Source organism: Prevotella sp. 20925_1_30, from assembly GCF_041433025.1.
Classification (GTDB): Bacteria; Bacteroidota; Bacteroidia; order Bacteroidales; family Bacteroidaceae; genus Prevotella; species Prevotella vespertina.
The window spans coordinates 156316-171330 of the sequence record NZ_JAPWAR010000001.1 but is presented as its reverse complement, the minus strand read 5'-3'; the positions used below and the strand labels follow the sequence as shown (position 1 = coordinate 171330).

The following is a 15015-nucleotide window of genomic DNA, read 5'->3' as shown; positions in this document are numbered from 1 at the left end:
GTTATAAAACGAAAGACTATGGAACGAATGAAAACGAAACTTATAGTTGTTTTGTCGCTGATAAGTCTATCAGCAACAGCACAAACAGAGTATAGTGGAATTGCAGGCGCATCTCCACATTTGGTTAAAGCACGCCAGAAAGCAGAGGCAAGAGCACACACTGCAACTCCAACAAAGCATCTTACGCCTGCGCCTCAACCATCTTCTGCAACAAAGCCTACTAGCAGCAAGAAGGTAGAAACCGATAGAGTTGAACGAAGAGACTCTGGCGAGACAGAGGTAAAAGATGGTTTGCGGACAATGTCACGTGGCATAGGTCGTGTTGTAAAACGCGAAGTGAAGACTATGGGCGAGGTAACCCGCAAGATAGGAGAAGGTGGTAAGAAGTTCTTTAAGAAGCTCGGTAAAGGCATCTCCGACTCATTCAAGAAAGATAGTACTGACAATCGGTAAGTACTTGCCGTGCTATTCCTTTCAATAAAAATCACACCCACTTTGGGTTACATAAAGCCCTAATTTAGTTTTAATATTAGCTGCTGTCACTTTTAGCACTTATAATATTATTCTGTAATCAGTATGTTGTGCACACGAAAATGATGACAGGAATGACAGCAAATTACAAAAGCTATCCTAATAAAAAACACCTCGTTAGAATAAAATATCTAACGAGGTGTTTTTGTATTATCAATTAATTCGTTTACTTACTAATCTTGAGAATCCATCCTTTGTCTACCTTCGTGTATCGACCTAGACGATTCAAGCGACATAACTTATCAATCGTTACACCATACAACTCAGCAATAGACTCAATAGTCTCACCTTCTTTTACTGAGTGATAGATAATCTGACCAGTACTACTTGTAGCTTCTGTGCGTGGTGTGTGATTAGAGAAATCAGTATTGTAAGCCTTCTCTTGACGAGTAGAAGAACTCTGTCCACGTGTGCCTTGAATGTTTTCACGAGAATAACCAAGGCTTGAAGAAGTACCACGAGCAGCTGTTGCTTGTTCTGACTCTTGTGCTAGTGTACTCTTATGGAACACATAGTAGTCGCCAGTAACATCCTGATGAGCAAAGTCGAAGAATAAAGCTGGGTTCAAAGCAACGCCAGCAAGACGTGTTTCAAAATGCAAGTGAGAACCAGTAGAACGACCAGTATTACCACCTAAAGCAATCGGCTGACCTGCACGAACTGTCTGGTTAATTGAAACAAGCTGTTTTGATAAGTGTCCGTAGATAGTTTCAAGACCATTGTTATGGCGTATTACAACATATTTTCCATAACCATTTGCATCGTACTTAACAACACGAACCTTTCCAGAGAAGGCTGCGCGGATGGTATCACCGATGTAGACTTTAATGTCCATACCTAAGTGGCGACGTCCCCAACGGCGTCCGAAGTTACTCGTAATGACGCGACTAGGAGTTGGCATATGGAATCCGCGGAGGTCAATCTTGTATACATCAGGGAGGTTACCACCCCTATGTGCATAATTGTTATTCCAATCGTTGTAGAGTTCAGATGCTGGTTCTTCAACTTCCTCAGATTCACGTAAGCGACTAATAACCATTGTATCAAGTGCTTTAGCTCGTCTATCAATTGGTGCCTGACGTGCAAGCAAGTCTTGTGCGTTAGCTGTGTGGGCTGTTAGGGCGAATAGAGATGTAAGTGCGAAAGTCCTAACAATTCTTTTAAACATCATAATCAAGTTATTTTATTTCTGTACTATGAAGCCTAAAAAGGCCGGAACAAATTGTTAAGTTCCTATCTCTTGACATGTTGAAAACTTATAACAAAGAATCGAACTAAGTATCAAAAGACTTCGCAAAGATAAGGAAAAAATGACAAAAAGACAACAGGTTAACAGTTTTTATAGGCTGTTTAACAAACGACTTTTATATCTCTTGATTCGTAGATGATATATGTCAAGCCGTTTAGAAGTGCATATTGTGAGAGCTTTCGACAAATTAATTTTAAGAGATCGCAGCCCAGTTTATGTTAGTCTTTCTTAACGCTTTAAGTCTATCCCATAGTAATTTATATTCATTCTTTTGGCAGGTTGGGTCACTGTCAATTATCTTTTGTGCTTCTTCACGTGCCATTTGAACAAGCTGACCATCACGTGCTATATCGGCAATCTTTAAGTCGAAGGCTATACCACTTTGCTGTGTACCTTCTAAATCACCTGGACCTCTTAGCTTCAAATCGGCTTCTGCGATCTCGAAACCATCATTCGTATCACACATAATGTCAATTCGCTTACTCGTTTCCTTTGTGAGTTTGCGATTAGTAACAAGTATACAATAACTCTGTTCGGCACCTCTTCCGACACGCCCGCGCAACTGATGGAGCTGAGAAAGCCCAAAACGCTGTGCATCAAGAATAATCATTACACTCGCATTCGGTACGTTCACACCCACTTCTATCACTGTTGTAGCAACAAGGATTTGCGTTTCTCCACTGACAAACATCTGCATTTCTGCCTCTTTCTCCTTGTCCTTCATCTTACCATGAATCTTACTTAACTTGAAGTCAGGGAATATCTCACACATAGCAGCGTATCCGTCCTCGAGGTTCTTGAGGTCAATTCGCTCACTCTCTTTGATGAGTGGATATACAATATACACCTGTCTGCCAAGCTTTATCTGCTGTCTTATACCCTGATAGAGGCTCGTCATCTGGTCATCATACTTGTGTATCGTCTGTATGGGCTTGCGTCCTGGAGGCAACTCATCGATGATACTCACGTCTAAGTCACCATATATCGTCATGGCAAGGGTACGTGGTATAGGAGTAGCTGTCATTACGAGGATGTGAGGAGGATTGTCACTCTTACTCCATAACTTTGCTCTTTGCTCCACACCAAAGCGATGCTGCTCATCAACAACAGCCATCCCGAGGTTTTGGAATTGCACCTTATCTTCTATGATAGCATGCGTTCCGACAACAATATGTACACTTCCATCCCAAAGCCCAGCAAGTACTTCCTTGCGTTTCTTGCCTTTCACAATGCCAGTCAGCAGTTCTATGCGTAGGTTCATACCCTTGAGAAACTCCTTGATAGTCTGTAGGTGTTGTTCTGCAAGTATCTCCGTCGGTGCCATCATACATGCTTGATAGCCGTTATCGATGGCTATGAGCATAGACATAAGAGCTACGAGCGTCTTACCCGAACCTACATCGCCTTGCAAGAGACGGTTCATTTGTTTGCCAGACATCATATCTGCACGTATTTCATGCATCACTCTCTTCTGTGCACCAGTAAGTTCAAAGGGTAAATTATGCGTGTAGAACCAGTTAAATTGTGCTCCAATACGATTGAAGATATAACCCCTATACTTGCGACGATGGTCACTTGCATAGCGAAGAATATTGAGTTGAACATAGAAGAGTTCCTCAAATTTAAGGCGTACACGTGCTCGCTGCGTATCATCTACCGTCTTTGGATAATGAATCTTACGCATGGCTGCATCACGAGAGATGAGGTGTAAGGGACTAGTAATGAATGAGGGAAGGGTCTCGTCAAGCGGAGTTGTGAGCTTACTAAGCAGTGTTTTCGTTAGTTTCTCCATTGCTCTAGAGGTGATACCAGCCTTTTTCATCTTCTCAGTCGTTATATAGAAAGGTTGCATACCCATGTCATTGAGCTGCAACTGACTGGCATCGTCGATATCAGGATGGCTGAATTGAAAGCGTCCGTTATAGTAGCTTGGCTTCCCAAAGATGATGTATTCCTTATCTAATTGATAGTTTTGATAAATATACTTAGTACCATTGAACCACACAATATCGCATATCCCATGACCATCCGTAGCGTGCGCCACTATTCGTTTTCGACGCTTCCCGACTTCAAACTCCTCGTAGCTTAGTATCTTACACTTCACTTGTACGAAGGGCATATCAGCCGACAACTCAGAGAGAAGATATATCTTTGTGCGGTCAACATACTTGTAGGGGAAATACTCCAAGAGGTCACGATAACTCCAGATGCCAAGTTCTTTGCTTAGAATCTCTTTCCTTTTCGGACCTACACCTGGTAGATACATGATGTCTTGTGATAGTATATCCATGTGTTACAACAACTTTTGAGAATCTCAACACAGCTACTTAAAGCCTCCCCAAGCCCCTCCAAAGGAGGGGATGTAGCCTAACGGAAGCTAACAAGAGAGGCTCTCTTTTGAAACCCCACCCAGCCTCCCCTAAGGGGAGGAGTGCCTAACGGAAATCAGTTTGAATCGTTATGTCCATTTAACAAGAGCCTTTCTTTGATTTAAAGAGGGCGTTTCTTCGATACAAGGAGAGGCTTTTTTCAATACAAGGGAACGCCCTTCTCAAATTGTTCTGATTATAACTTATAATTATGAATCTTGTATTATGAATTACACGTGGGCGTAAGCTTCTGTGGATTCTATTGTTCCGTAAGGAACTCTGTGTCGCCTTTAGGCTTCGTGCCATCCGTGTCTTCTGTGTTAAGAAAAGCCTCCCACCTACCCACCTCCCAATGAAGAGGGGGAGTAAATAGCGTTGTTTGAAAACAAAGAAAGGCTTTTGTTAAATGGGCATAATGCCCCCCACTGGCTCCCGTGAGGCACTCCTCCCCTTGGGGGAGGCTGGGTGGGGTACCGGAATTGAGCCTCTCTTACACCAAAATCTCCGCTACTTTCAGATCGAAGGGGGTAGTGATTTTTATATTCTCACGATTCCCTTCCACCATAGTGACAGCCTGTCCAATGCTTTCAACAACGCTAGCATCATCAGTAAAGCTGGTACTCTCGGGTTGGTTATATGCTTTTTTGAGGAGTTGGATATCAAATACTTGTGGCGTCTGAACCACTCTGTAATCACTTCGCAACACATTCCTCCCCTTATCGGAATCGCCCACAAAGCGCAAGGTGTCTGTCACGGGCAATACAGGAATCACTGCCTTCTCTTTCTCTGCAGCGTCATAACAACGTGAGATAGCCTCGTTTGAGACGAATGGACGCACACCATCATGAATTCCAACGAGCCCTTCTGTATCATTGGGTATCATTGACAAGCCATTACGGCACGACTGGAAGCGACTAGCACCACCATCTGCAAGCTGGTAATCTTCGATGAAATGATATTCTTCACAGAGCTGATTCCAATACTCCTGTTGCTCTTTTGGAAGGACAAGGATGACTTTTAAGTGCTCATCATAGGTATGAAACCTACTGATAGTGTGCATCAGAACAGGCTTACCAGCGATGGGAAGGAATTGCTTAGGCACCTCTGTTCCCATTCGCAAGCCCTTTCCTCCTGCAACGATAATAGCGTATCTTATCATCTTCTGACGATGTTTTAATGCAGAGCAATGAGTTCGTTGATCAACATACCTTCCCTGATTTCGTTCGCTTTCTCTACTGATACGAGTTGTTCTAATAGCTTGAAACCATAAACGAAGGCAGCAGCAGGACCTTTACCTGTTGTCACATTGCCATCAATAGTGCATAATTCCTTGGTGTATTCTGCGCCAGTAAGAAACTTCTCAAAGCCTGGATAGCATGTAGCACGCTTGCCCTTGAGGATTCCCAAAGCACCGAGAACCATCGGTCCAGCACAGATTGCGCCCACACGTTTACCACTCTCCACCTGATGAAGCAGTGCTTTTCCAACACGCGCATCGTCCTTCAAGTTCTGTGCACCAGGCATTCCACCCGGTATCAAGAGCATATCTGCATCATCAATAACGCCTAAGTCTTCTATTTGTAAGTCGGCTTTCACCATCACCCCATGCGATGATTCAACGAGCGGGGAGCCTGTTATGCTCACAGTCTTAACCTCCACGCCACCTCGACGTAGGATATCTACGGGTGCTAATGCCTCTACCTCTTCGAAACCATTAGCCAGAAACTCATACACTTTAGCCATAATTTATTTCGTATTTAAGTCTACAAATCCAATTAAAAACCTTACTTTTGCAGAAGTAAAGTACTTGCAAATATACTAATTATTCGTCGTTTAGTACCGTTTGCAAGGCTAAAAGATATTTAAAAGGTATGTTTTTATGGCTGAGAAGAAACTGAGTTTCGCCATTTTTGGTAGTGCTTCTAAAGCTTTAGAGTCCATTCGGATAAAAGAACTGTTGGGTTATTTGACTCAACACGAGGCTGATATTTACTTAGAGCAAGGCTTCTTTCATGCTTTAGAGAATAAACTTCAGGGGGATTTAAAGATAGCTGGTGTGTTTGAGGGGGTAAACTTTGATGTTGATTACGTTATCTCTCTCGGAGGCGATGGGACGTTCTTAAAGGCGGCAAGTAAGGTTGGTCCGAAGCAAATACCTATCATTGGAGTGAACATGGGACGCTTAGGATTCCTTGCAAGTGTGGTTCCTGATGAGGCAAAAGACATCTTAGATGCTATCTTTGCAGGCAATGCCGAGATTGAAGAACGTGCCGTTATGCAATTAGAAGCACTTGGGGAACCATTGGAGGGATGTCCGTATGCGCTGAATGATATTGCGATTTTGAAACGAGATAACGCTGCGATGATTTCTATTAAGGCAACTATTAATGGTGAATACCTCACCACTTATCTTGCAGATGGACTCGTTATCAGTACGCCAACAGGCTCAACAGCTTACTCATTGTCCGTCGGTGGACCTATTATAGTCCCTCAATCGGACATCTTTAGCATGACTCCTGTTGCTCCTCATAGCCTCAACATTCGTCCAATTGTTATCAGTGACAAGGCCGAGATAACCTTAGAAGTAGAGAGCCGAAGCCACAACTTCTTGGCAGCAGTTGATGGACGATCAGAGAAACTACGTGAGGGTGTGACGCTAAAGATAAGGAAAGCCTCTCATAAAGTGCGTATCGTAAAGCGAAGGGAACAGCATTTCTTCTCCACACTACGCGAGAAACTCATGTGGGGAGCAGATACTCGTAAGTTCTAACGGATTGTTATCATGTCCTAACCACTAACTCTCTTTGTTTGATAAAGACCGAGACATAAACCACAGCTAACGAAAGATTATACAATGATTGATAAGATAAGAAGGCTCTTCCAGATACCTAACACACGCTATACTACTAAGGAGATATTTCATTGGTTATGGCTTGCGTGGCGCGGAAACCATAAGCAGGCAATCCTCAATGCATTGATAGGTCTGCTCAGTGTGGGGGTATCTTTGGCTACAGTATGGGCTGTCCAGAATGCTATCGACGTTGCTTCTCATGTTAAACCAGGCAGTATTTACATCGCTGTTAGTATCATGGGAGGCTTGATTCTATGTGACTTTGCATTGAGTATCGCCTCTGTCTGGGTGCGAAACCTGCTGGGAATAAAGGCGCAGAATAGGATGCAACAGAACATGCTAGACCGTATCTTGCGCTCAGAGTGGCATGGTCGGGAACGTTACCACAGCGGAGATGTATTGAACCGATTGGAACTTGACGTTGCAAATGTCGTCACTTTCCTCACCGAAACCATCCCTAGTTCTATCTCAACATTGGCTATGTTCCTCGGAGCTTTCTGTTACCTCTTAACGATGGATTGGCGACTTGCACTCTTGATTGTCGTCATCATACCATTGTTTGTATTGGTTAGTAAGGTCTATGTTCGTCAAATGAGACGCCTCACAAGGGAGGTTCGTAACTCTGATTCTAAGGTACAAAGTGTACTCCAAGAGACCATTCAACACCGTATGTTGATTAAGACTCTTGAGAGCGACGAGATGATAGTTGGCAAGTTAGAAGGTACACAGAAAGAACTGCGACAGAAGGTTGTTAGCAAGACAAAGTTCTCTGTTTTCTCTAACTTAGTATTGAACTTTGGCTTTGCATTTGGGTATCTGGTCGCCTTCACATGGGCGGCTATTCGTATGTCACTTCATACATTGTCATTTGGCGGAATGACGGCTTTCTTGCAGTTAGTGAATAAGATTCAAAGTCCTGCCCGACAACTAACAAAGCTTGTCCCAGCCTTTGTCTCTGTCTTTACAGCAGCCGAACGACTGATGGAACTAGAGGAGAATCCACTCGAAGAACAGGGTGATCCGATTGAGTTATCATCGCCTTGCGGCATCCGATTGAAGGGTATTAACTATCGTTACGAGGATGGTGATCGGGAGATACTAAGGGACTTGAACTTCGATTTCTACCCTTGTTCGTGTACCGCCATATTGGGTGAAACGGGAGCAGGAAAGACTACTCTCATCAGGATGTTACTGGCATTATTGAAGCCAACAAAGGGCAAGGTCGAGATTTATAATGCGCAGGAAAGTAGAGAACTATCCCCTCTCATGCGTACAAACTTCGTCTATGTACCACAGGGGAACACGCTCTTGAGTGGTACAATACGTGAGAACCTCCTACTTGGAAAGGTAGATGCTACACAAGAAGAGATGGAAGAAGTGTTATGCAAGAGTTGTGCTGATTTCGTGTTCCACTTGCCTCTTGGACTTGATACTCCATGCTCCGAACAAGGCGGCGGATTGAGTGAAGGACAGGCACAACGCATTGCCATTGCCCGTTCCCTACTGCGTAATCGAAGTATAATGATATTCGATGAAGCTACTTCGGCACTAGATCCTGAGACCGAAAAGAAGCTCCTCAAGAACATACTCTCTACACATGATAAGACGGTGATATTCATCACGCACCGTCCAGCAGTTGTGGAGTATTGCGACCAAACACTGACAATTGAAAAAATACAATAGGTCTTGTGTTATTGAAAATAAGATAGTATATTTGCAACATAACCAACAGACCTAATACAAATAAGGTGAAGTAAGAAAACAGCAAGTAGATAAGTAACGATATGAAAAAGATTTTCTTAGCAGCTGCATGTGCGTTCTTTATGGCGGTTCCAGCTGCTCTCGCACAAACAAATGATACCATTCAAGCCGCAATAGACTTGGATGCAAAGTATGCAACTAACATGTTGAAACCAGGTACGAAAGCCCCAGAGTTTACCTTGAGAACCTATGATGGGAGGGATATCAAGCTGAGTCAGTACCGAGGAAGTTATGTTGTTTTAGACTTCTGGGCGAGTTGGTGCCCTGATTGTCGGCGTGATATTCCAGCCATGAAAGCACTCTATGAGCAGTTCCGTGACTATGGTGTGCAATTCGTTGGTATCTCTTTTGATACCGACCGAGAGGCTTGGGCAAAGACATACTGGAATCGTTATCAGATGAATTGGACACAGGTAAGCGAGCTGAAGAAGTTTAGGAAGAATACATTTATCGACAAGTTATATAAGATTGATTGGATTCCTTCGATGTACCTCATCGATCCTAACGGCAAAGTTGTTATGGGAACGGTAGAGATCAACAAGTTAAAAGCGAAGCTAGAGTCCATCGACTTGCAACCAAAGGTTAGTAAGGCGGATGTTCTCCCGACGTTTGAAGGAGGGCAGGAAGCCATCGCCAACTATTTTGCACGCAATCAATACCATAGCATTCAGGCTATTCGTTCGAAGGTACATGCCGAAATGACCGTCTTATTCAACGTCGAAATAGATGGTTCCGTGACGGGTGCTCGTGTCGTAGATGTTAAGAATGTGCAGGGCACAAGTAAGCATTTTATGAAGTTGGATGCGGCTAAGCAGAAGCAAGTACTTGCTAATTGCGTGGAGTTCTACAAGGAGCAAGCGGTTCGATTAACCAATCGCATGGTGGGATGGAAGCCCGCTATGCAGAACGACCGCCCTATACAAGCACGCGTAACAGTGCCTATCATCTTTCAACCCTAACGGCTTTTCAATTCAAGATACAAGCCTCACCCCAAACCCCTCTCCTACAGAGAGGGGCTTTTTTTACCCTTATCTCACCAGTTAAAAGGCGTAGAGTAAGGATTAATAAAAATCATTTTCTATTCTTGCTAATACTCATCTCGTATCTTCTTAACCACAATCTTGGTCTTTAAAAGAGCCTTTTGGGTATCTTCCTGAAGTCTTACAGAAATATTACAAAGGGCTTGTAATACTATTACAGAAGGCTTGGAGAAGTATTACAGAAGCCTTGTAATAACCCTGGAGAGCATAAAGTGCTTCAAAGATTGTCATGAACTCTGATAGAGCTATCAGTTAATAGCAACTTAAAAGACGATTATTTGGAGGCAAACACATTATTGTGTATCTTTGCAACAGGCATATAAAGGAATAGTTATGGATGGTAATTACACATTAAATAGTGGGCGGATTCCGTATTGGAACATCCTTAAAAACCTAAGTGATAACGTTAAGTTGGAACTGATTTCTTTGTTAAGTGACTCGTTACTTCATAGGGAAGTAAAGGCGAAGGATGAGCATTGGGCAGACCAGTTTGCTGGTCTTTGGCGTGATGATAGAACTACAGAAAGCATTATAAAGGACATCCGGACGAGTAGAACTAAGAATAGAGTGATTGAATCATTATAATCTTCTATTAGATAATTATCATTCTTTTGCTTATTAGAACAGATGAGGAAGCCCGTTTATTTATGTGTTGTAATCGCCTTGATAGGCATTAGCTGTTCCAAAGGAAACCGAGTGTTGACGGCGAAGAATACGTCAGAAGCGTATGACTCCGTCGTTATTGAGTCACTTCCAGGCTATGTTATCAATCCTAAATACATTACTTGGATAGTAGATAAACAGGGTCGTTCGTGTAAGTATATACAGCATAATGTATCGGTGAAGGGCAAGGTGAAAGACACAACAGACATAGTTCAGGTTAGTGACGAGCGCAGTTTTCGAGTCAAAGAACTCGTGGATGACATATACGTCACAGGCTCTGCTAAGGATGTGATAGCCGTTAAGAATAACGATTTTTGTACTGATCAAGGGAGCTTATTTGTGACTATCTATTATCCAGGAAAGCATATTCGTCATGAGTACGAATGGGGTAAGACGGATGTAAAATACTCCCCCGAGTTCAAAGAATTAGTACAGTTAATAGGTCTGCAAATGTTTGAGTAGAACAAAGAAAATAAATAAACAAACAGCAAGAAGAGCTTGATTGCCTTCTCGCTGTTTGTTGTTTATGGGCTTAGAAACTGAGTATCATCGCCTGACGATGCCCCAGTGGGATGTCCTTTGTGAGGTCGATTGTCTTGCCAGTCGTGATGTCTGTGGCTGTAGTATGTTGACCAATCACCTCTGCATAACGTGCTATTTCCACCTTATTATCAGCCTTTTTGCCATTGAGAATGGTGAGAACAGTCTTGCCATCAAGCTGTCTTGCGAGCACATAAACACCATGCCAAGGGATGAATTGGGTTTGTTTTCCCTTGCTAATCACCTCATTGTTTTGTCGCCAATGTAGTATTTTTGAAGTCCAATCGAACATGGCGTTCTCTGCAGTTGTGCGCCCTTCACGTGTGAACTTATCGGCTTTATCACCAGGAAAACCACCTGGGAAGTCCTTACGGACATTGCCATCTGTGATCTCCTTCGTACCATTCATGAGTACTTCCGTACCATAGTAAAGTTGCGGAATACGATTCATTGTGAGCAACAAAGCGTAAGCCTGCTTCAGAGCCGTTGTGTCCTTGCCATTGCCAAGGAACCTGTCTGTATCGTGATTCTCGATGAATGCCATCACAGAAGATGGGTTCGTATAGAGGTAATCATAGCACAATGAGTTGTAAATACGGTTCAGTCCCTTCCACCAATCATCGGTTTCTTCGTTCTTCGCAAGCGTTAGCTTATCAAAGAAAGAGAAGTCCATCACCGTCTTCAGATAGCTGTTAATATCAGAGAGCTTGCTGTCCTTCTGCCAAGCAGCTGTGTAAGCAGGTTCTGTAACCCACGTTTCTCCAACGGTATTGAAGTTTGGGTATTCTGCATCCAATGCCTTCATCCATTCAGCCATAGCCTTTCGATCAGCGTAAGGATAGGTATCCATGCGTATTCCATCTATACCCACTGTCTCTATCCACCACATTGAGTTCTGGATAAGATACTTGATAACGTGAGGGTTGCGTTGGTTCAGATCGGGCATGGAAGCGACGAACCAGCCATCAACAGTCTCCCTCATGTCCACCTTACTGGCGTATGGATCGAGCACAGGAGTTAGTTTATAGCTTGTTTGCAAACCATAGTTTGGGTAATTAAACCAGTCCTTTGAGGGCATATCTCGGTTCCATGTGTGATAGTCTCCACAATGGTTAAAGATCATATCCATAACTACTTTCAGTCCTTTCTGATGACATTCAGCAATGAGCTTCTTGTACTCATCGTTTGTACCAAAGCGTGGATCCACCTTATAATAATCGGTTGTTGCATATCCATGATACGTACTATTCTTCCCGTTATCGGCTGGTCTATCGTTCTCCAAAACGGGTGTGAACCATAGAGCTGTTACTCCTAAACGATTGAAATAATCGAGATGCTGACGTATACCTTCTAGGTCTCCTCCATGTCTGAGGCTCGGTTCGTTGCGGTCGCATAGTTGGTCTTGCATACCCTTAACAACGTCATTCTTCGGGTTACCATTAGCAAATCTGTCAGGCATGAGCATATAGAGAACATCCGAGTTATCGAATCCCTTGTGGGCAGCACCAGCCATAGAACGAGCCAAGAGTTGGTACTTTCGTTTGATAACTTTACCATCCTTGCCCTTAAATGAGAGCGTCATCTCACCCGGTTTAGCATCTTTTAGATTGAGATAAACCAGTAAGTAATTAGGCGAATCAAGCCTAACAAGTGAGTCAATACGCACATTCTCATAATCAGTTGATACGTCAGAGAACTTGATATCCTTACCATAAACCATCAACTGAAGTGTTGGGTCTTTCATACCAACAAACCAGTTTTCTGGTTCAATGCGTGTGATATCCACTTTCGATACCGATTGATTCTTAGATACGGACGTACTGTTATGAGCAGTCATAGCTGTTGGAACGATGAATAAAGATAATAAGAATAAGCTGCTCCATAGCCTTCTTGCGGAACAAAGAGCTGCTTTGTTGATTGTTTGTTTTAGGTTCATTGTTATTCGGAAAGCTCCCCAATCCATTGGAAGGATGGGGAGACTTGTTGAAAAGTTATACTTCTGGTACTACATGCTAGCCTCTTCTTGCTAGCAACCCTACCCTTTTAAGGAAGGGAGGAGACGTGTTTAATCATGTAAGATCAATGCCGATTGCGCATCAACCATTACCTCTCCGCCTTCCATCTGACCCAATCCTGCTTCGCTGATATCGCCATTTGCACATACAATCGTGTAGTTCCCTTTAGGGATATTGACGGTTCTTAGACTTGAATTAGCATTGAGTATGACGTAAATATTGTTCCACTTATCACCACCGGCATGGTCTTTTAGACGGAAAGCAACCAAGCAGTCCTGTACTGGAAGGAACTCCAAATGCTTGCGGACAAGGTCTGCATTGCCTAAACGGAAGGCTGGGTGGTTCTTACGAAGACGGATGAGACGACTGTAATATTGGAACACTTGCGGGTAAGCAGTTAGGTTGTTCCAATCCAAGTGATTGATACTGTCAGGTGAATTAAACGAATTGTGAACACCTTTCTTATCGCGTAACATCTCCTCACCAGACAGCATGAAAGGTACGCCTTGAGATGTGAATACAGCCGTTTGAGCCAATTCGTCCAATCGAATTAACGCATCCTTATCATATACCACTTCGGGTATTGAAGCCTTTAAACGGTCTACTAAGCACAAGTCATCATGGCAACTTACGTAAGAGATCATCTGTGTTGGCTCTATTGCGTATGGTTTCTTCGAATAGTTCACCTTGTTGTAATCAACCTGTGGGTGGGCTATCATACCTGCAATACCAGCCTTTATGCTCTCCTCCAAACCTTTCACACCACCCAAGAAGCCAGCTTGGTGATCATCAGAGAATGGTCCACGCAAAGCGTCGCGGATGTCATCAGAGAACGCAGCAATGCCTGGCATTTGTGGAATAGCAGCCTTCATCGCCAGCTTATCATGCGGATAAGCACAAGTTCCAGCGCTCCATCCCTCGCCATAAACGAATATCTCGGGGTCAATAGCATTGAGTTCACGACGGATATCATTCATAGTTTGAATGTCATGAACGCCCATGAGGTCTACACGGAAGCCGTCGATGTGATACTCTTTGACCCAGTATTTCATTGACTCAAGCATAAACTCATGCATAAGCGACTTCTCACTTGCCGTCTCGTTACCACAACCTGAACCATCAGAAGGCGTTCCGTCAGCCTTATAACGATAGTAGGCTTTAGGGAAAGTACGCTCGAAGTTGCTGTTAGCAAGGTCGTAAGTGTGATTATAAACAACGTCAAGAATCACCCTAATACCAGCTTTGTGCAATGCTTGTACCATCTGTTTGAACTCCATGATACGACGAGTTGGCAGACTGGCATCGTATGAGTAACTCCCTTCGGGTACGTTATAATTCAACGGATCATAGCCCCAGTTGTATTGAGGAACATCTGGTTTCGACTCGTCGATAGAGGCAAAGTCGAAAGAAGGAAGAATGTGAATAGCATTCACCCCCAACTTCTTCAAATAGTCAATAGCCTTCTGCTCCGTCAGAGCAAGGTACTTCCCTTTGTTTACAAGACCAGATGACTTATCTATAGAAAAGTCCCGATGATGTAGCTCATATATAATAAGGTCGGCTGGACTCTTCGTCGGAACGCGTCTATCCGAGTCCCATCCAACAGGGTTCGTGTCCCTCATGTCCACCACAGCTCCACGACTACCATTGCAGCCAACAGCCTTTGCGAAGACACCAGGAGTTTCTCCCTTACCAATATCAAAAGTATAGAATTTCCCTTTTAAGTCGCCTTTCACGACCACAGACCATGTATTATCACCACTCTGTGTGAGCTTCACCTTCTTATAAGCCTTACCACCAAGTCCCTCATCATATAGCCTTAGTACAGGTTTTGATGGTGCATTGAGACGGAAGGTTGTAGCCGATGGTGTATAAGACACCTCATCGAATCTCTCTTGTGCAGAAACCCCTTGTGAAAGCATAAAGGAAGCGATAGAAGCAGCCAAATAATACTTTATCTTCATTGTTACGTTAGTATTCTTAATGAATAGTTATA

Annotated in this window: 12 protein-coding genes; 6 read left to right on the top strand and 6 right to left on the bottom strand. The window is 43.4% G+C overall.

The genetic code is table 11. The annotated features are described in order from the left end of the window. Positions 1 to 18 precede the first annotated feature (18 nt). Positions 19 to 453 (top strand): hypothetical protein, encoded by a 435-nt coding sequence (locus tag O3603_RS00660; protein ID WP_371519575.1) that lies wholly within the window; start codon positions 19 to 21, stop codon positions 451 to 453. Between the two features lie 244 nt (positions 454 to 697). Here the strand turns inward: O3603_RS00660 and O3603_RS00655 are convergent, their stop codons facing one another. From O3603_RS00655 to O3603_RS00640, 4 genes are all read right to left on the bottom strand, one after another. Then, positions 698 to 1702 (bottom strand): peptidoglycan DD-metalloendopeptidase family protein, encoded by a 1005-nt coding sequence (locus tag O3603_RS00655; RefSeq protein ID WP_009435490.1) that lies wholly within the window; start codon positions 1700 to 1702, stop codon positions 698 to 700. Between the two features lie 271 nt (positions 1703 to 1973). After that, entirely contained in the window at positions 1974 to 4070 is a 2097-nt protein-coding gene (gene recG, locus O3603_RS00650) for an ATP-dependent DNA helicase RecG (RefSeq protein WP_371519573.1), read from the bottom strand. 569 nt (positions 4071 to 4639) lie between these two features. After that, positions 4640 to 5308, bottom strand: a complete 669-nt coding sequence (locus O3603_RS00645; protein WP_371519570.1) for a 2-C-methyl-D-erythritol 4-phosphate cytidylyltransferase — start codon at positions 5306 to 5308, stop codon at positions 4640 to 4642. 14 nt (positions 5309 to 5322) lie between these two features. Then, positions 5323 to 5892 (bottom strand): DJ-1 family glyoxalase III, encoded by a 570-nt coding sequence (locus O3603_RS00640; RefSeq protein ID WP_004382885.1) that lies wholly within the window; start codon positions 5890 to 5892, stop codon positions 5323 to 5325. Positions 5893 to 6028: 136 nt separating this feature from the next. Here O3603_RS00640 and O3603_RS00635 point away from each other — a divergent pair, with 136 nt between their 5' ends. The 5 genes from O3603_RS00635 to O3603_RS00615 all read left to right on the top strand — a co-directional run bounded on the left by O3603_RS00635 (position 6029) and on the right by O3603_RS00615 (position 10926). Next, positions 6029 to 6919, top strand: a complete 891-nt coding sequence (locus O3603_RS00635; protein ID WP_311453419.1) for an NAD kinase — start codon at positions 6029 to 6031, stop codon at positions 6917 to 6919. Positions 6920 to 7003: 84 nt separating this feature from the next. After that, on the top strand, positions 7004 to 8683 hold the full coding sequence (locus tag O3603_RS00630; protein ID WP_155714945.1) for an ABC transporter ATP-binding protein: 1680 nt from the start codon (positions 7004 to 7006) through the stop codon (positions 8681 to 8683). Between the two features lie 101 nt (positions 8684 to 8784). Next, positions 8785 to 9720: a redoxin domain-containing protein gene (locus O3603_RS00625; RefSeq protein ID WP_371519567.1), complete on the top strand. Its 936-nt coding sequence runs from the start codon at positions 8785 to 8787 to the stop codon at positions 9718 to 9720. A gap of 414 nt (positions 9721 to 10134) precedes the next feature. Next, entirely contained in the window at positions 10135 to 10386 is a 252-nt protein-coding gene (locus O3603_RS00620) for a hypothetical protein (protein ID WP_287315268.1), read from the top strand. Between the two features lie 42 nt (positions 10387 to 10428). Then, positions 10429 to 10926 carry a structural protein VP3 gene (locus tag O3603_RS00615; protein WP_371519564.1) on the top strand — a complete coding sequence of 166 codons (498 nt, stop codon included), beginning with the start codon at positions 10429 to 10431 and terminating at the stop codon, positions 10924 to 10926. Positions 10927 to 10996: 70 nt separating this feature from the next. On the opposite strand, the gene O3603_RS00610 is transcribed toward O3603_RS00615, so the two are convergent. Together O3603_RS00610 and pulA are read right to left on the bottom strand one after the other, a co-directional pair. Beyond that, positions 10997 to 12940, bottom strand: a complete 1944-nt coding sequence (locus O3603_RS00610) for a glycoside hydrolase family 13 protein (RefSeq protein ID WP_371519561.1) — start codon at positions 12938 to 12940, stop codon at positions 10997 to 10999. A 129-nt stretch (positions 12941 to 13069) separates the two neighbouring features. Further along, on the bottom strand, positions 13070 to 14983 hold the full coding sequence (gene pulA / locus O3603_RS00605; RefSeq protein WP_371519558.1) for a type I pullulanase: 1914 nt from the start codon (positions 14981 to 14983) through the stop codon (positions 13070 to 13072). Between the last annotated feature and the right edge of the window lie 32 nt (positions 14984 to 15015).